The organism is Streptomyces coacervatus (assembly GCF_029223485.1).
Taxonomy (GTDB): domain Bacteria; phylum Actinomycetota; class Actinomycetes; order Streptomycetales; family Streptomycetaceae; genus Streptomyces; species Streptomyces coacervatus.
This window is the reverse complement of record NZ_JARHTP010000017.1, coordinates 1-17,605: the sequence shown is the minus strand read 5'-3', so window position 1 is coordinate 17,605 and position 17,605 is coordinate 1. Positions and strand designations below refer to the sequence as shown.

The window sequence follows — 17,605 nt, the reverse complement described above, 5'->3', positions numbered from 1 at the left end:
GGTCCGCGGTTCGTCACCGCCCTTCCGGCGGAGCTCTTGCTCAGCCGACCGGGTCCGCCGGATGCGGGGCCAGCAGCGGCAGCTGCGAGGCCAGGCGCTGCTCGCACAGCTCGACGAGGCGGTCGTAGCCGGCCTTGCCCATCAGCTCGGTCAGCTCCGGCCGGTAGGACACATACACCGGGTCGCCCGCGCCGTGCGCCGAGGTCGCCGATGTGCACCACCAGTGCAGGTCGTGGCCGCCCGGGCCCCAGCCCCGGCGGTCGTACTCACCGATCGACACCTGCAGCACACGGGTGTCGTCGGGCCGGTCGATCCAGTCGTACGTCCGCCGCACCGGCAGCTGCCAGCACACGTCCGGCTTGGTCTCCAGCGGCTCGCGGCCCTCCTTCAGGGCCAGGATGTGCAGCGAGCAGCCCGCGCCGCCCGCGAACCCGGGCCGGTTCTGGAAGATGCACGAGCCCTTGTACGGGCGGGTCTGCCGGTCCCCGTCCTCGTCCTCCGAGACCCAGCCGTGCTCCCTGCCCTCGTCATGGTGCTGCCAGATCTCGGGCGTGAGCCTTGCCACATACCCGGCGACGCGCTTCTCGTCGTCCTCGTCGGAGAAGTGGGCGCCCAGCGTGCAGCACCCGTCGTCCGCGCGGCCCGCCTGGATGCCCTGGCAGCCGCTGCCGAAGATGCAGTTCCAGCGAGAGGTGAGCCATGTCAGATCGCAGCGGAAGACCTGTTCGTCGTCCGCCGGATCCGGGAACTCCACCCATGCGCGCGCGAAGTCGAGGCCCTTCTCGTCCGCTTCCCGGGCCTTCTTCGACAGCTTTGCCGACTGCTGCGGTGGCTTCGCCTGCGAAGAACCCTTGGCGGACTTGGCTGGTCCTGCCGACTTATCGGCCTTCGCCCTTTTCGTCTTTGGCACAGGACCAGCGTACGGCTCCCGCAGCGCCATCGAATACGGAGGACCGCCCAGCTGGCAGTAGCGTTCCGTACATGAGACTCGGTGTCCTCGACGTGGGATCGAACACGGTGCATCTGCTGGTGGTGGATGCGCACCCAGGCGCGCGCCCGTTGCCCGCGCACTCGCACAAGGCGGAGCTGCGCCTTGCCCAACTGCTCGACGAGAGCGGAGCGATCGACTCCGAAGGGGTCGACAAACTGATCGCCGTTGTCCACGAGTGCCTGCAGGCCGCCGAGGACAAGGGCGTCGAGGACGTGCTCCCCTTCGCGACCTCCGCCGTGCGCGAGGCCAGCAACGCCGATGACGTCCTCGCGCGCGTGCAGGCGGAGACCGGCGTCGAGCTGCAGGTCCTCACCGGCGCGGAGGAGGCCCGGCTCACCTTCCTCGCCGTCCGCCGCTGGTTCGGCTGGTCCGCCGGCAAGCTGCTCGTCCTCGACATCGGCGGCGGCTCCCTGGAGATCGCCTACGGCATCGACGAGGAGCCCGACGCCGCCGTCTCCCTCCCGCTCGGCGCCGGCCGGCTCACCGCCGGCTGGCTCCCCGGCGACCCGCCCGACCCGGAGTCGATAAGGGCCCTGCGCCGCCATGTACGCGCCCAGATCGCCCGCACGGTGGGCGAGTTCAGCCGCTTCGGCGCCCCTGACCACGTCGTGGCCACCTCGAAGACCTTCAAGCAGCTCGCTCGCATCGCGGGCGCGGCCCGCTCGACGGAGGGCCTCTACGTCCAGCGCGAACTCAAGCGCGAATCCCTGGAGGCCTGGGTCCCCCAGCTGGCAGGAATGTCCGCGGCCCAGCGAGCCGAACTCCCGGGCGTGAGCGAGGGCCGAGCCGGCCAGCTCCTCGCGGGCGCATTGGTGGCAGAGGGCGCGATGGACCTGTTCGGCGTGGAGAGCCTGGAGGTCTGCCCCTGGGCACTCAGGGAGGGCGTGATCCTACGTCGACTGGATCACATGGGTTCGGCATAGCGCCCCTATCAGGGGCGCGGGGAACTGCGCGACAAGCCACAATTCACCCGCACCCGCCCGTGGCGATTCCCACAACGGCGAATAGGCGCGCGGCCCAAGGCAACCGCACCCCGTAACCTGTCGGCATGGCGGAGCCAGTGTGCATCCCGGATGCGAAGGTCGCGCTGTCCACGGCCTCCGTGTACCCGGAGTCCACGGCGACGGCCTTCGAGATCGCCGCGCGCCTCGGGTACGACGGCGTCGAGGTCATGGTGTGGACCGACCCCGTCAGCCAGGACATCGAGGCACTGCGCAGACTCAGCGACTACCACCGCATCCCGATCCTGGCCGTGCACGCGCCCTGCCTGCTCATCACGCAACGGGTGTGGTCGACGGACCCCTGGGTCAAGCTCCAGCGCGCCCAGGCGGCGGCCGAGAAGCTGGGCGCGACCACGGTCGTCGTACACCCCCCGTTCCGCTGGCAGCGCCAGTACGCCCGGGACTTCGTCACCGGCATCTGGCGCATGGCGAACGAGACGGACGTGCGGTTCGCCGTCGAGAACATGTACCCCTGGCGCTACCGCGACCGCGAGATGCTGGCGTACGCCCCCGACTGGGATGTGACGAAGGAGGACTACCGTCACTTCACGATCGACCTCAGTCACAGCGCGACGGCCCGCTCCGACGCCATGCACATGGTCGACCGCATGGGAGACCGCCTCGGCCATGTCCACCTCGCCGACGGCAGGGGATCGGCGAAGGACGAGCACCTCGTCCCCGGCCGCGGCAGCCAGCCCTGCGCCGAGCTGCTGGAACGTCTCGCCCTGACCGGCTTCGACGGCCATGTCGTGATCGAGGTCAACACCCGCCGCGCCATGTCGGGCGCCGAACGCGAGGCCGACCTGGCGGAGGCGCTGGCCTTCACACGCCTCCATCTCGCCTCGGCGGTGAAGGTGCCCAGACCGTGACCGGAGCCGCCGACCCCACCGCCCGACGCCGTGGCCGCCGTACCCGCACGGAGTCCGCCGACACCCGCGACCGCATCCTGACCGTGGCCCGCGAGGAGTTCTCCGAGCGCGGGTACGAGAAGACGTCCGTACGGGGCATTGCGAAGGCGGCCGGCGTGGACTCGGCGCTGGTGCACCACTACTTCGGCACCAAGGAGCAGGTCTTCGCGTCGGCGATCGAGGTCGCCTTCGCGCCCGCCCTGAACGCGCCGGAGGCGGTCGCCGAGGGCCCGCTGGACGATGTCGGCGAGCGCCTCACCCGCTTCGTCTTCGGTGTCTGGGAGAACCCCACCACCCGTACGCCTCTGCTGGCGATCCTGCGCTCCGCCGTCAACAACGAGACCGCGGCCGCCGTCTTCCGCCGTCTGATCGCCTCCCAGTTGCTGCGCCGCATCGCCTCCCAGCTGGACGCGCCGGACGCGGAGCTGCGCGCCGAACTGGCGGCCGCGCAGCTGGTGGGCTGCGCGATGATGCGGTACGTGATCAAGCTGGAGCCGCTGGCGTCGGCGGACATGGAGCAGATCATCGCGCGGGTGGCGCCGGTGGTGCAGGGGCATCTGACCGGGCCCTGACCCCCGTGTCTCCGAGACGCGCATTCCGCGATCCGGACACCTTGTCCCGACCCCTGGATGACCGGCGTACGCTCGTCAACAGTCAGAAATCTCTTACGACCGTCTCTGAAGTCTCTGACGACCGTCTCTGAAGGAGCGAGCGACGATGCCCGAGCTGAGGTCCCGCACAGTCACCCACGGCCGCAACATGGCGGGCGCCCGCGCCCTTATGCGCGCCTCCGGTGTACCCGGCGCGGACATCGGCCGCAAGCCGATCATCGCGGTCGCCAACTCCTTCACGGAGTTCGTGCCGGGCCACACCCATCTGCAGCCGGTCGGCCGGATCGTCAGCGAGGCGATCGTGGAGGCGGGCGGCATCCCGCGCGAGTTCAACACGATCGCCGTGGACGACGGCATCGCGATGGGGCACGGAGGAATGCTGTACAGCCTCCCGTCCCGCGACCTGATCGCGGACTCGGTCGAGTACATGGTCGAGGCGCACTGCGCCGACGCCCTGATCTGTATCTCCAACTGCGACAAGATCACGCCGGGCATGCTGAACGCGGCCCTGCGCCTGAACATCCCGACGGTCTTCGTCTCCGGCGGCCCGATGGAGTCCGGTCGCGCCACGCTCGTCGACGGCACGGTCCGTACGCTCGACCTGGTCGACGCGATCTCCGACGCCGTGAACGACAAGATCTCGGACGAGGACATCCTCCGTATCGAGGAGAACGCCTGTCCGACCTGCGGCAGCTGCTCCGGCATGTTCACGGCCAACTCGATGAACTGCCTGACCGAGGCCATCGGCCTCTCCCTGCCCGGCAACGGCTCGGTGCTGGCCACCCACACGGCCCGCAAGCAGCTGTACGTCGACGCGGCCCGCACGGTCATGGACATCACCCGCCGCTACTACGAGCAGGACGACGAGACGGTTCTGCCGCGGAGCGTCGCCACCTTCTCGGCCTTCGAGAACGCGATGGCCCTGGACATCGCGATGGGCGGCTCGACCAACACGATCCTGCACCTGCTGGCGGCGGCCCAGGAGGCGGGCATCCCGTTCGGCCTGGAGGAGATCAACGAGGTCTCGCGCCGCGTGCCGTGCCTGGCGAAGGTCGCTCCGAACGTTGCGAAGACCCGCACGTACTACATGGAGGACGTGCACCGCGCCGGCGGCATCCCGGCTCTGCTCGGCGAGCTGCACCGCGCCGGCCTGCTGAACGAGAACGTCCACTCCGTCCACAGCCCGTCCCTGGCGGACTGGCTGAAGACCTGGGACGTGCGCGGCGGCTCGCCGTCCCCCCAGGCCGTGGAACTGTGGCACGCGGCCCCCGGCTGTGTCCGCTCCGCCGAGGCCTTCTCCCAGTCCGAGCGCTGGGAGGCGCTGGACGAGGACGCGGCGGACGGCTGCATCCGCTCCGCCGAGCACGCGTACTCCAAGGACGGCGGCCTCGCGGTCCTCAAGGGCAACCTCGCCGTCGACGGCTGCGTGGTGAAGACGGCCGGCGTGGATGAGTCGATCTGGACCTTCGAGGGCCCGGCGGTCGTCTGCGAGTCGCAGGAGGAGGCCGTCGAGAAGATCCTCAACAAGCAGGTGACCGACGGCGATGTCGTGGTCATCCGCTACGAGGGTCCCAAGGGCGGCCCGGGCATGCAGGAGATGCTCTACCCGACGTCCTTCCTCAAGGGCCGCGGCCTCGGCAAGACCTGCGCCCTGATCACCGACGGCCGCTTCTCGGGCGGCACCTCGGGCCTGTCGATCGGCCACGCGTCGCCGGAGGCGGCGTCCGGCGGCACGATCGCGCTCGTCGAGGACGGCGACCGCATCCGCATCGACATCCCGAACCGCACGATCGAGCTGCTGGTCGACGACGCCGAGCTCGCCCGTCGCGAGCAGGCCCTGGGCGGCGTCTACGCCCCGAAGAACCGGGAGCGGAAGGTGTCGGCGGCGCTGCGGGCCTACGCGGCGATGGCGACCAGCGCGGACAAGGGCGCGGTGCGGGACGTCTCGAAGCTGGGCTGAGGCTTTGGTGGTGGGGGCCGTCCCTTTCGGGGACGGCCCCTTTCGCTTGCCAGCTGCTACCAGGCCGCCGGGTTGCGGGAGTTCACGGCGAAGACGGTGCCGTCGGGGGCGGTGGCGTAGACGTGGCCGTCGGCGAGGACGGGGTCGGGGATGGTGGCCACCACCTCGCCCGTGTTGCTGCCCAGACGAGCCGGGGTCTGCCCGGCGAGTGTCCCCTTGCGGGCGTCCACGGCGAGCAGACGACCGTCGGCGGCGCTGACGTAGACATGACGGGCGTCGGCGACCGGCGCCGAACCCCGGCTCACCGAGGTCTCGATGTTCCACAGCTGCTTGCCCGTGCCCATGTCGACGGCCTCCAGGGAGCCGCCGGCGGCCAGCAGATAGACCACGTCCCCGCGCACGGTGGCATGGGCGCTCTGGCGGGGCACGGGCAGCGCCACCTTCCGTGCCGACCTGGACCGGGGGTCGTAGCGGACCACCGCCTGCGTATCGCCGTAGACCCTGTCGACGGCCGTGAAGAAGACGGAGCCGCCCGCGGTGCCGAAGGGCTGCAGAGCGCCCTTCAGCCGGGCGTCCCACCGCACATCGCCCGTGGTGGGATCCACGGCGGTGACGTGCGTGCTCGCCCCGTCGCCGGAGACGCTCGCCAGGTACGCCAGGGGATCACCGGCGAAGGAGAAGAAGGCCGACGCGCTGTGCCCCGTGTGCCCCGGCATCGGCCGGGACCACTTGGTGTCGCCGGAGGCGCTGTCCACGCCGGTGACCGTGCCGTCCGCACGGGTCAGCAGGAGCATGCCTCCGGCCTGCTGTGCGGAGTCGTACGCCGGAACGTTCCGCTTCCAATGTGCCTTGCCCGAGGCGGGGTCGAGCGCTTCCAGCCGCCGGCCGTGGTCGGCGAGGGGCTGCACGAGGCCGCCCGACAGGACCGGCGGAGCGCTCCAGCGGGTCTTGGCGGCGGAGTGCCGCCACAGCAGTCGGCCGTCGGAGGGGTCGAGGGCGAACACCGTGCCGGGCCGGGCGCAGAGCAGCTTCCCCGCTCCGTACGAACACCGGACCGGCCCTTCGCTTCCCGCGCTCCCGGACACGGGCTTCGCCGTCCATGCACGGAACCCCGCGGGGGACGTGGTGGGCGCTGTGTCCTTCGGCGAGGCCGGTCCCCCGCCGAGCAGTTGAACCGTGGCGAGCGACCCGCCCGCCACGAGCACGAGCGCCCCGGCCGCGAGCAGCACCTTCTTGCGCAGACGGCGCCCCTTGGACGGCCGCGGCGACTCCGGCTCCTCGACGCGGGGTTCCGCAGGCGGCGCGGTCTCGGCCGTCCTGCGCTGCGCCGGTATGAACGCCTGGGTGTCGTACGAGGCCGCGACCGACCGCAGCTCCCGCATCATCTCGTCCGGAGTGGGCCGGTCCTCGGGCTCCTTGGCGAGGCAGCGCAGCACCAGCGGCGCGAGGCCCTCCGGTACGCCGGTCAGGTCCGGCTCGTCGTGCACGACCTGGTAGGCGACCACGTACGGACTGTCGGAGTCGAAGGGGCCGCGCCCCGTCGCCGCGTGCACCAGGACGGACCCGAGCGCGAAGATGTCGGCGGCGGGCCCGACCTCGCGCGGCCGCCGGAACTGCTCGGGCGCCATGAAGGGCGGAGTACCGATCAACTTCCCGGTCTCGGTCCGCAGTTCGCTGTCCTTTGGCCGAGAAATGCCGAAGTCGATGACCTTCGGCCCGTCCTCGGCGAGCAGCACATTGCTCGGCTTCAGGTCCCGGTGCACCACCCCGACCCGATGGATGTCACGCAGCGCCTCGGCCAGTCCCGCCATCAGCCGGCGCAACTGGGCCGGAGGCATCGGCCCATTCCGCTTCACATGATCGGAGAGGGTGGGACCGGGAATGAACAGCGTGGCCATCCAGGGCCGTTCGGCCTCGGGATCAGCGTCGACGACGGACGCGGTGAAGGCACCGCTCACCCGCCGCGCGGCCGCCACCTCCTGCCGAAAACGCCCCCTGAACTCGGGATCCTTCGCGAACTCGGCATGGACGACCTTCACCGCGAGCTTCATCCCCGAGGTGCTCCGCGCGAGATGTACGACCCCCATACCGCCCGAGCCGAGACATGACTCCAGACGGTAGTGGCCGGCGTACTCGGGAAGTTCCGCTTCCGCGCCCGCTCCGGTGTTCTGCTGTGGCGCCATGGAACCACCCCCGTCCTGTTCGTCCGCGCGCGCGACGCACGGAGCCTAGTCGATGACTCGTGCGATACGGAGGCGGCTTGCTAGCGTTCGCGTGCCAGTTACGTACATGTGTTTCATGGCGTGTTTTAGGGGAATGAACGGGACCCCATGGCAGTCATGGGGCTCAACGGGGGAGGTTTTTCATGTCATTTGACCACGTCGAGGAGACCGAGAGCGGCGCGGGGGAGACCGTCACGGCGGCCGCCGCGGCGACGGCGGACCTGCGCTACTACTCGGTCGCACCGGGCGTCCGCCTCAATGTCCGCCGCGGCCCGGGCACGCAGTACGGCATCGTCCGTGTCCTGCCCGAAGGCGCGAAGGTCCCGATCTTCTGCCAGACGCCGGGTACTTCGGTGGCGGGTCCGTACGGCACGTCGAACATCTGGGACAACATCGACGACGGCCAGTTCGTCGCGGACGCCTACGTCCTCACCGGCAGCGACGGCTACGTGGCCTCGCGCTGCGGCTGAGAGCTTCTGAACGGGGGGAATTACGCGCCGGGCGGTCCAGCGCAGACGGGGGGTTTGTCCACCGGCTCTGGTCCCGCCCGGTCAGTCCCGGAGGGAGCCCGCACCCGCCCCGGAGCCATAATCGTCCCGTGAGCGACGAAACCGGCCCCCAGGACACCGCGGGCTCCCCAGGCCCCCGCCCGGAACCCCTCCGCTTCTTCGGCACCACCTGGGTGAACCACGACGACGGCTACACCCCCCGCCGCGTCGGAGTGGCCGCCGGCTCCCTCGCGACCGTTGTCGCCTCCTGCCTGGTGCTCCGCCTCGCCTACCAGGGCCTCCAACTCGCCGACAGCGGCGCCTTCGTGAGCATCCTCGTCGTCGCCATGTTCGCGATCTGCAGCGCCCTCGCCTTCCGCCATACCTGGGACAGCTTCAGCAAGCGCCCCGACCTCGACCGCCAGGCCTCCCTCCGCGGCCTCCTGGCCATCGGCTTCGTCGGCTCCCTCCTCGCCTACTTCTTCCGCTCCCTCACCGAGGCCCCCGGCGAGAAACTCCACCGCGAGGAGTACGAGGCGGCCCTCAAACAGCACGAGAGGCGCAGCACCCGTCGCACGGGCAACCCGTCGAAGAAGAGGCGCCGGAGCGCCTAAGCGCTCCGCTGGGTGCGGTGATGAGGCTGCGGCCGGTGGGGGCTGGTCGCGCCGTTCCCCGCGCCCCTTACGGGGCGCGGTACCGCACCGGAATTCGGCAAGGCCGCTGAGGCGCACTGAACGGAGAGTCCGGTGACGGGGCCGGCCGGGCCAACTACCGGCCCCGGCCCAATCACCGACCCCGGGCCCCGCCCGCTCTCCAAGCCGCCGCTCCCGGCTCTCCCCTCCCGCCGAGCCGCCGCCTCTCACCAAAAATCTGCTGCCCACTGCACCCAACCGCGCCACGATTGACCCCATGACGGCCTCCTCCCACTCCACCCGCGCCCACTCCTTCAACGCCGCCGCAGCCCAGTACGCCGCCAACCGCCCCTCCTACCCACCCGCCCTCTTCGACGCGATCGAAGACCTGGCCGGCGGCCACCCCCTCACCGGCGCCCGCGTCGCAGACATCGGCGCCGGCACCGGCATCGCGACCGCCCTCCTGCACGCCCGCGGCGCCGACGTGATCGCCGTCGAACCCGGCGAGGGCATGGCGGCGCAGTTCCGCCGCACCCTCCCCGACGTCCCGATCGTCCGGGGCAACGGCAATGCCCTCCCCCTGGCCACCGGCTCCGCCGACTTCCTCACCTACGCCCAGGCCTGGCACTGGACCGAGCCCGCCCGATCGGTCCCGGAGGCCCTGCGTGTGCTGCGGCCCGGCGGAGCGCTGGCCCTGTGGTGGAACACCACCGACCTCGACGTCCCGTGGCTCGCCGCCCAGGCCCGCCGCCTCGAACGCCACTTCGGCATCAGGCGCGAGGTCGACAGGACCGGCAACGGAACCGCCACCGCTCTCGCCGACCCCACCGGCCGCCTCGACTTCACCCGCCGTCAGGTCCGCTGGAGCCGCCCGGTCCCGGTCGACACACACCTCGCCAACATCGGCAGCCACTCGATGTTCCTCGTGCAGAGCGAGGAACACAGGGCGGCCGTCCTCGGCGAGGAGCGCGACCACCTGTTCGCGGCCTTCCCGGACGGAATCGTCGAGGAGACCTACGTCGTCGAACTGCTCGTGGCCACCAACTCATGACCCCGTGCGGCGGCCCACCCCTCCAGGGCCGCCGCACACGCGTGGTCCACATGCCGCAGCCCGCCCAAGTCCAGCCGCACCTCCCGGTCGTGCGGCAGCGCCTCCAACGCGTCCAGCAGCTTCGGCAGCCGCAGGAACGTCGCATGCCCCAGCACCCGTACGACGATCCCCGCCTCGCCCCGGTCCTCGGTCTCCACATGCACATGGCTGATGTCCCACGCCGTCTTCGCCACGGCCAGCGTCAGCCCCACCAACACCCCCTCCAACAGGTTCCCCACCACGATCGCCCCGGCCGTCACGGCCAGTACGACGACCTCCCCGCGATGCTCTCGCCACAGCCCCCGCACCTCCCGCACCGGCACGAGCCTGCACCCGGCGTGCACCAGCAGCGCAGCCAGCGCCGCCACCGGAATCATCCCGAGCACCCCGGGTACGACAGCCGCGAACAGCAGCAACCACACCCCGTGCAGCACCCGCGAGGCCTTGGTCCGCGCCCCCGCCTGCACGTTCGCCGCGCTCCGCACGATCACCGCGGTCATCGGCATCGCCCCGAGCACCCCGCACACCGCGTTCCCCGCGCCCTGCGCCATCAGCTCCCGGTCGTAGTCGGTCCGCGGCCCCCGGTGCAGCCGGTCCACTGCCGCCGCGCTGAACAACGACTCCGCCGACGCGATCAACGCGAACGCCACAACGGTCCCGATCACCCCCACTTCCGTAAGCCGACCGAAGTCCGCCGCCTCCGGCACCCGTACCGCATCGACGAGCCCCCGCACCTCGACCCGCCGCACATCCAGGCCGAACCCACCGGTCACCGCCGACACCACCGCCACCGCCACCAACGGCGCAGGCACCACCCGCGCCCCCCTGCGCCAACGCGGCCACAGCAGCAATACGGCAATAGTGGCACCCGCCACTGACAACGCCCCCGGATCCATCCGCCCGGGCAGCGACACCAGCCCGGCGATCTTCCCGAGCCCGCTCGCGGGCGCGGCCGCGTCGCCCAGCGCATACACCTGCCCGGCGACCAGGAGCAGCCCGATCCCGGCGAGCATCCCCTGCACCACGGCCGCCGACACGGCCCGGAACCACCGCCCGAGCCGCAGCGCCCCGAGCCCGAACTGCACGAGCCCGGCCCCGAGAACCAGCACGCCGAGCGCCCTGAGGCCGTACGTGTCGACAGCCTCGTACACGAGCACCGTCAGCCCCGCCGCCGGCCCGCTCACCTGCAGGCTGCTGCCGGGCAGCGCCCCGGCGACCAGCCCGCCGACGATCCCGGTGACCAGCCCCAGCTCGGCGGGGACTCCGGAGGCCATGGCCACGCCCACACACAGCGGCAGCGCGACGAGGAAGACGACTAGGGAAGCGAACAGATCGGACTTGCGTATGCGACAGCGCATGACAGCAGCACCTCCGTAGGTGAGCGGGAGATGCGTGGGCGCCGAGCCGGGGGAGGGCTCGGCGAAGTGAAATCCATTGTCGGGAACGGGAGTTGGTTCCGCATCCGGTTCGCGTTTCCGGCCGGTGAACGCGGAGGCAAGCAAAGCGGACCCTCCACCTCCGATCACGCCGCCACGCGCCTGCGCCGCCAGGTGCACCCCCTGACGGCATTGCTTGACGACACCGCCACCCAAGAGCATTATTCATCGCATGATGAATTACGAGAACGGCTCTTCCGGCCCACCCGCAGATCCCCCTGTTTCCCAGGCTCCCCCTGCTCCCCAGGCTCCCGCCGTCCGGGCCGACGGCCTCACCGTCATCCGCGGCCCACGCACGGTCCTGCGGGGCCTCGACTTCACCGTCCCGCGCGGCCAGATCACCGGCCTCCTCGGCCCCTCCGGCTGCGGCAAGTCGACCCTCATGCGGGCAATCGTCGGCACCCAGGCCAAGGTCGCCGGCACCCTGGAGATCCTGGGCAGCCCGGCCGGCCACCCCACCCTCCGCACCCGCATCGGCTACGTCACCCAGGCGCCCTCCGTCTACGACGACCTGACGGTCCGTCAGAACCTCGACTACTTCACGGCGATCCTCGCCCCGGGCCGCCCCGCCTCAGACCACCGCCACGAGATCGACCGAGTCCTCACCGATGTCGACCTCACCTCCCACGCCGACGCCCTCGCCGGCAACCTCTCCGGCGGCCAGCGCAGCCGAGTCTCCCTGGCGGTCGCCCTCCTGGGCGCCCCCGAACTCCTGGTTCTCGACGAACCGACGGTCGGCCTCGACCCGGTCCTCCGCCGAGACCTGTGGAACCTCTTCCACTCCATCGCCGCCACCCGCGGGGCCACCCTCCTCATCTCCTCCCACGTCATGGACGAGGCCGAGCGCTGCCACCGCCTCCTCCTGATGCGCGAGGGCGAGATCCTCGCCGACGACACCCCCGACGCCCTGCGCACCCACACCGGCTCCGAAACGGTCGAGGCGGCCTTCCTGCACCTGGTCGACGAGGCGGCCACCGCCGCCCGCGAGAAGGAGACCACCCGATGAACACGACGACGACAACGACCACGCCCGGTACGCCGAAGCCACCCGCCCCCACCGGCGCCCTGAACGCCTCCCGCACCACCGCCACCGCGGCCCGGGTCCTGCGCCAGCTCCGCCACGACCCGCGCACCATCGCGCTGATGCTCGTCATCCCCTGCGTGATGCTGTTCCTGCTGCGCTACGTCTTCGACGGCAGCCCGCGCACCTTCGACAACATCGGCGCATCACTCCTCGGCATCTTCCCCCTGATCACGATGTTCCTGGTGACATCCATCGCCACCCTGCGCGAACGCACCTCAGGCACCCTCGAACGCCTCCTGGCCATGCCCCTCGGCAAAGGCGACCTGATCGCGGGCTACGCCCTCGCCTTCGGCACCCTCGCGATCATCCAGTCCGCCCTGGCCACGGCCCTCGCGGTCTGGTTCCTGGGCCTGGACGTCACGGGCAGCCCCTGGCTCCTCCTCCTGGTGGCCCTCCTCGACGCCCTGCTCGGCACCGCCCTCGGCCTCTTCGTCTCGGCCTTCGCGGCCTCCGAATTCCAGGCGGTCCAGTTCATGCCGGCGGTGATCTTCCCTCAACTCCTCCTCTGCGGCCTCTTCACCCCCCGCTCCAACATGCACCCCGCCCTCGAAGCCATCTCCGACGTCCTCCCCATGTCCTACGCAGTCGACGGCATGAACGAGGTCCTCCACCACACCGACATGACAGCCAACTTCATCCGAGACACCCTGATCGTGGCAGGCTGCGCCCTCCTGGTCCTGGGCCTGGGCGCGGCAACACTGAGGCGCAGGACAACATGACCACGTCAACGCCACCCAGCCCGTCCGGCGTTTGAGGACGAGGCCCCTTAAGGGCCGATCGGGGGTCCAGGGGGCGGAGCCCCCTGGCGGGGCGGAAGGGGCGGAGCCCCTGGGTACGGGACGGGTAGGGGCGGCGGGGGCGAAAACCCCCGGCGGCAACCCCCCCCCCCCCAACCCCCCCCCCGCCCCCCCACCCCCCCCCCCCCCCACCCACCCCCGGTGCGACGATGTACCCCGGACGACGCACCCCCGGAGGGCACCCCAGCCATGACCCAGAGAGTCGCAGTCCTCGGCACCGGCAAGATCGGCGAAGCCCTGCTCAGCGGAATGATCCGCGCCGGCTGGGCCCCCGCCGACCTCCTGGTCACCGCCCGCCGCCCGGAGCGAGCCGAAGAACTCCGCACCCGCTACGGCGTCACCGTGGTCACCAACCCGGAAGCCGCCAAGAACGCCGACACCCTGATCCTCACGGTCAAGCCGCAGGACATGGGCACCCTCCTCGACGAACTCGCCCCCCACGTCCCCGCCGACCGCCTGGTCATCAGCGGAGCAGCCGGCATCACCACCGCCTCCATCGAGGACCGCCTCGCCGTCGGCACCCCGGTCGTGCGCGTCATGACGAACACCCCCGCCCTCGTCGACGAGGCCATGTCCGTCATCTCCGCCGGCACCCACGCCACCGCCGACCACCTCGCCCACGCCGAGGAGATCTTCGGCGCCGTCGGCAAGACGCTCCGCGTCCCCGAGTCCCAGCAGGACGCCTGCACCGCCCTCTCCGGCTCCGGCCCGGCGTACTTCTTCTACCTGGTCGAAGCCATGACGGACGCCGGCATCCTGCTCGGCCTGCCCCGCGACAAGGCCCACGACCTGATCGTCCAGTCCGCGATCGGCGCCGCGACAATGCTCCGTGACAGCGGCGAACACCCGGTCAAGCTCCGCGAGAACGTCACATCCCCCGCAGGCACCACCATCAACGCCATCCGCGAACTCGAGAACCACGGCGTACGAGCCGCCCTCATCGCCGCCCTCGAAGCCGCCCGCGACCGCAGCCGCGAACTGGCTTCCGGCAAGAAGGACTGACGCCCGACCGGCGCCCGCCGGGGGCGGTCACCCCGCCGCGCCCACCACCTCCTTGGTGGCCACCACACGCGCAAAACCGCCCCCGTGCAGCGACACCGCCGACGCCTGCGCAACCTCCTCCGCACTCCGCCGCCAGCCGAACGGCCCCTCCAGATCGAAGGTGTACGTCGCGTCGTACGCGACCACCACGTCGTACCCCAGGTTCCCGCCCATCCGGGCCGTCGTCTCCACGCACATATTGGTCTGGATCCCGGCCACCACGAACTGCGAGATCCCCTCCGCCTTCAGCCAGGCGTCCAGATCCGGCGTCCCGTAGAAGGCCGAGTTCACGGTCTTCGTGATCAGCAGCTCGGCCCCACCGCCCTGCTCCCCACGCCGCCGCTCCACGTACTCCTTGAACTCGTTCCCCTCGTACCCCGGCCGCAGCGGCGACCGGGGCTTCGGCGAGTCATGCCGTACGAAGACGACCGGCCGCCCCGTCGCCTGCCACACGTCGATGAGCGAGGCGATGTTGTCATCCGCCCCCGGGTTGTTCCGCGGCCCCCAGAAGTCGGCCTCGTCGAAGCCCTTCTGCACGTCCACAACCACCAGCGCTGCGTTCTCTGCGATCTCCATGCCCACGATCCTGCCGCCGGGAGCACGCCCACCCCAGAGGGTGAAAAGTCAGCGATCGATGGTTTACTGCCACGCATGGAGAACGCCGCAGAGGATGCCTACCGCGTCGCCCTCGTCGCCTTCCCCGGGATCCGCGCCTTCGACGTCTCCGTCATCACCGAGGTCTGGGGCACCGACCGCACAGACCGCGGCGCCCCCGCCTACGACCTGCGCAGAGTCGCCACCGACACCAGCACCCCCATCCCCATGTGTGGCGGCATGGCCCTCCAGCCGGACCGCACCCTCAGCTGGCTGCCCCGCGCCGACCTAATCGTGATCCCCGGCCTCGACGACCACCTCACACCCGCGCCCACCCCCGTCCTCGACGCCCTACGCCGCGCGCACACCCGCGGCACCACCATCGCCGCCCTCTGCGGCGGCGCCTTCACTCTCGCTCAGGCCGGCCTCCTCGACGGCCGCCGCGCCATCACCCACTGGAACCTCGTCAGCCTTCTCCGCGCACACCACCCACAAGTCACGGTCGTCCCCGACGCCCTCTTCATCGAGGACGACAACCTCTGGACCGCAGCCGGCACCGCGGCCGGCATCGATCTCTGCCTCCACCTCGTCCGCCAGGCCCACGGCGCCGAAGCGGCAGCCACCATCGCCCGCTCCATGGTCACCGCCCCCTTCCGCGCCGGAACCCAGGCACAGTTCATCGAGCACCCCACCCCCCGCGCCGACCGCGACGCCGACACCCTCGCCGCCGTACGCGAGCACGCCCTGCGCCACCTCCATGAACCGCTCACAGTCGCCGATCTGGCTGCCCACGCCGGCATGTCCCCACGCAGCTTCGCCCGCCACTTCACCGCGCAGACCGGCACACCCCCGCTCCGCTGGCTCCTCGACCAGCGCATGGCAGCGGCCCAGAAACTCCTCGAACGAACCGACCTGCCCATGCCCGAGGTCGCCCGCCGCGCCGGCTTCGGCAGCGAGGTCACGATGCGCCAGCACTTCGCATCGCGCCTCGCCACCAGCCCACGCGCCTACCGAGCAGCGTTCAGCACGACCCCGGTATCGACAGGAACCGCCGGCAGCAACCCGATCGCGCGATAGGCGGCATCCACGGTCGGCCGGGCCAACACCCGCGCCCTCTCCGCACCATCCCGCAGCACCCCCTCCACATAGCCAGGATCAGCGCACAGCGCCCTGTGCCTCTCCTGTACGGGCCTGAGGAGCTCGACCACGGCCTCTGCGGTGTCCTGCTTCAAGGACCCGTACGACTCATATGCACCGCTCAAGGCCTCCGGGTTCCCACCCGTGCAGGCCGCCAGGATCTCCAGCAGATTCGCAACGCCGGGCCGCTCCTCCCGGTCGTACACGATCTCCCGCCCACTGTCGGTCACGGCCCGCATGATCTTCTTCCGCACGACATCCGGCTCGTCGAGCAGATAGACGATCCCCGGCCCGGAGTCGTCCGACTTCCCCATCTTCGAAGTCGGCTCCTGCAAGTTCATGACCCGTGCCGCGACCGCCGGAAATGTGGCCCTCGGCACCACGAACGTATGCCCGTACCGCTGGTTGAACCGCACCGCGAGATCCCGCGTCAGCTCCACATGCTGCGCCTGGTCGTCCCCCACCGGCACCTCGTCCGCCCCGTACACCAGGATGTCCGCCGCCATCAGCACCGGATACGTCAGCAGGGACAGCCGCACGCTCCCACCCCGCTCACGCTCGCGCGCGGCCTTCTCCTTGTACTGGATCGTCCGCCGCATCTCGCCGTCGGTGGCCACGCACTCGAGGACGTACGACAGCCGCGCGTGCTCATCGACATGACTCTGTACGAACACGGTGCACAGCGCCGGATCCAGCCCCACCGCCAGCAACAACGTCGCCGCCTGGCGACTGAGCCGGCGCACCCGAGCCGGATCGTGGTCGACGGTCAGCGCATGCAGATCGACGATGCAGAACAGCGCATCCGCCCGGTGCTGGTCCACCGCGGCCCACTGCCGCATGGCTCCCAGGTAGTTGCCCAGCGTCAGGTGCCCGGTCGGCTTGACCCCGCTGAAAACCCGCGTCATCTCTTCTCCACCTCCTGGTCGAGGCCACCGTCCCGGCCGGCCGACCCTCAGGAGCCCTGGAGGGAGAAACGAGAACGGCCGCCGAGGCGGCGGCCGTTGAACACATACGTGAGTACGGCCGCCGTCAGGCGGCCCACCACTGCTGGGTGCACGTATGCGTAGTCATGTCCCTCAGCGTACGCCTCCCGGGTGTCGTCCGGAGGCAAGTTGACACACCTCCATCCGCTACGTAGTGTTCTCCGAGTTGTCCGACGTGAGCGCCGACTCCGGTCGGTCCCCGGACAGCCACTTCGCAAGTACCAACCACTACTCGACGGCCAGTCGATCTGTCTGGCGTCGCGTTATTGGCATGCGTATTTACGAAATGAGGAATCCACGTTCGAAAGAACGCGGACCCCGATTAGCTCGGGGGCCGGGAATCCGCTAAAGTCTCACTCGTCGGAACGGCCCAGCGGCCGCGAAGACAGCCCCCGCTGACTGGGAGTCAGGCCCGAAAGGATCTGATAAAGTCTGAACCGCCGGAAAGGGAAACGCGAGAGCGGGAACCTGGAAAGCACCGAGGAAATCGGATCGGAAAACGGTCTGATAGAGTCGGAAACGCAAGACCGAAGGGAAACTGCCCGGAGGAAAGCCCGAGAGGGTGAGTACAAAGGAAGCGTCCGTTCCTTGAGAACTCAACAGCGTGCCAAAAATCAACGCCAGATATGT

Annotated in this window: 17 protein-coding genes; 11 read left to right on the top strand and 6 right to left on the bottom strand. The window is 70.5% G+C overall.

All coding sequences use genetic code 11. The features are described from left to right. Positions 1–40: 40 nt before the first annotated feature. On the bottom strand, positions 41–910 hold the full coding sequence (locus P2Q00_RS34730) for a DUF3109 family protein (RefSeq protein WP_275777710.1): 870 nt from the start codon (positions 908–910) through the stop codon (positions 41–43). Positions 911–981: 71 nt separating this feature from the next. Here P2Q00_RS34730 and P2Q00_RS34725 point away from each other — a divergent pair, with 71 nt between their 5' ends. The 4 genes from P2Q00_RS34725 to ilvD all read left to right on the top strand — a co-directional run bounded on the left by P2Q00_RS34725 (position 982) and on the right by ilvD (position 5,471). Beyond that, positions 982–1,914: a Ppx/GppA family phosphatase gene (locus P2Q00_RS34725; RefSeq protein ID WP_275777709.1), complete on the top strand. Its 933-nt coding sequence runs from the start codon at positions 982–984 to the stop codon at positions 1,912–1,914. Positions 1,915–2,039: 125 nt separating this feature from the next. After that, the gene (locus P2Q00_RS34720) at positions 2,040–2,861 is read left to right on the top strand and encodes a sugar phosphate isomerase/epimerase family protein (protein ID WP_275777708.1); all 822 of its coding nucleotides are present in this window, start codon (positions 2,040–2,042) and stop codon (positions 2,859–2,861) included. Further along, complete coding sequence (locus P2Q00_RS34715; protein WP_275777706.1) at positions 2,858–3,472, top strand: TetR/AcrR family transcriptional regulator; 615 nt, start codon at positions 2,858–2,860, stop codon at positions 3,470–3,472. Before P2Q00_RS34720 ends, P2Q00_RS34715 begins: the two co-directional genes overlap by 4 nt. Before the next feature lie 145 nt (positions 3,473–3,617). Further along, complete coding sequence (gene ilvD / locus P2Q00_RS34710; protein WP_275777704.1) at positions 3,618–5,471, top strand: dihydroxy-acid dehydratase; 1,854 nt, start codon at positions 3,618–3,620, stop codon at positions 5,469–5,471. Between the two features lie 56 nt (positions 5,472–5,527). On the opposite strand, the gene P2Q00_RS34705 is transcribed toward ilvD, so the two are convergent. Further along, a complete protein-coding gene (locus P2Q00_RS34705; protein WP_275777702.1) occupies positions 5,528–7,654 on the bottom strand; it encodes a serine/threonine-protein kinase in 2,127 nt (708 codons plus the stop codon). A 182-nt stretch (positions 7,655–7,836) separates the two neighbouring features. On the opposite strand from P2Q00_RS34705, the gene P2Q00_RS34700 reads away from it, so the two are divergent. The 3 genes from P2Q00_RS34700 to P2Q00_RS34690 all read left to right on the top strand — a co-directional run bounded on the left by P2Q00_RS34700 (position 7,837) and on the right by P2Q00_RS34690 (position 9,864). Beyond that, positions 7,837–8,163, top strand: a complete 327-nt coding sequence (locus P2Q00_RS34700) for an SH3 domain-containing protein (protein WP_275777701.1) — start codon at positions 7,837–7,839, stop codon at positions 8,161–8,163. Between the two features lie 128 nt (positions 8,164–8,291). Continuing rightward, on the top strand, positions 8,292–8,795 hold the full coding sequence (locus P2Q00_RS34695) for an EamA/RhaT family transporter (protein ID WP_275777699.1): 504 nt from the start codon (positions 8,292–8,294) through the stop codon (positions 8,793–8,795). 295 nt (positions 8,796–9,090) lie between these two features. Continuing rightward, complete coding sequence (locus P2Q00_RS34690; protein ID WP_275777697.1) at positions 9,091–9,864, top strand: class I SAM-dependent methyltransferase; 774 nt, start codon at positions 9,091–9,093, stop codon at positions 9,862–9,864. Here the strand turns inward: P2Q00_RS34690 and P2Q00_RS34685 are convergent. After that, positions 9,828–11,261, bottom strand: a complete 1,434-nt coding sequence (locus tag P2Q00_RS34685) for a SulP family inorganic anion transporter (RefSeq protein WP_275777695.1) — start codon at positions 11,259–11,261, stop codon at positions 9,828–9,830. The genes P2Q00_RS34690 and P2Q00_RS34685 overlap by 37 nt on opposite strands. A 250-nt stretch (positions 11,262–11,511) precedes the next feature. Between P2Q00_RS34685 and P2Q00_RS34680 the strand changes: the two genes are divergently transcribed. The 3 genes from P2Q00_RS34680 (at position 11,512) to proC (ending at position 14,222) form a co-directional block, all read left to right on the top strand. Further along, positions 11,512–12,345, top strand: a complete 834-nt coding sequence (locus P2Q00_RS34680) for an ABC transporter ATP-binding protein (protein ID WP_275777694.1) — start codon at positions 11,512–11,514, stop codon at positions 12,343–12,345. Beyond that, positions 12,342–13,142, top strand: a complete 801-nt coding sequence (locus P2Q00_RS34675) for an ABC transporter permease (RefSeq protein ID WP_275777693.1) — start codon at positions 12,342–12,344, stop codon at positions 13,140–13,142. Before P2Q00_RS34680 ends, P2Q00_RS34675 begins: the two co-directional genes overlap by 4 nt. Positions 13,143–13,409: 267 nt before the next feature. Then, positions 13,410–14,222, top strand: coding sequence for a pyrroline-5-carboxylate reductase (gene proC, locus P2Q00_RS34670; RefSeq protein ID WP_275777691.1), 813 nt, complete (start codon positions 13,410–13,412; stop codon positions 14,220–14,222). 27 nt (positions 14,223–14,249) lie between these two features. Here proC and P2Q00_RS34665 read toward each other — a convergent pair whose 3' ends face one another. Beyond that, a complete protein-coding gene (locus P2Q00_RS34665; RefSeq protein ID WP_275777690.1) occupies positions 14,250–14,837 on the bottom strand; it encodes a cysteine hydrolase family protein in 588 nt (195 codons plus the stop codon). A 75-nt stretch (positions 14,838–14,912) separates the two neighbouring features. On the opposite strand from P2Q00_RS34665, the gene P2Q00_RS34660 reads away from it, so the two are divergent. After that, complete coding sequence (locus P2Q00_RS34660) at positions 14,913–15,932, top strand: GlxA family transcriptional regulator (protein ID WP_275777689.1); 1,020 nt, start codon at positions 14,913–14,915, stop codon at positions 15,930–15,932. Here P2Q00_RS34660 and trpS read toward each other — a convergent pair. Together trpS and P2Q00_RS34650 are read right to left on the bottom strand one after the other, a co-directional pair. Next, positions 15,863–16,897 (bottom strand): tryptophan--tRNA ligase, encoded by a 1,035-nt coding sequence (gene trpS, locus P2Q00_RS34655; protein ID WP_275777686.1) that lies wholly within the window; start codon positions 16,895–16,897, stop codon positions 15,863–15,865. The genes P2Q00_RS34660 and trpS overlap by 70 nt on opposite strands. 47 nt (positions 16,898–16,944) lie before the next feature. After that, on the bottom strand, positions 16,945–17,103 hold the full coding sequence (locus P2Q00_RS34650; protein WP_275777684.1) for a hypothetical protein: 159 nt from the start codon (positions 17,101–17,103) through the stop codon (positions 16,945–16,947). Positions 17,104–17,605: the final 502 nt, after the last annotated feature.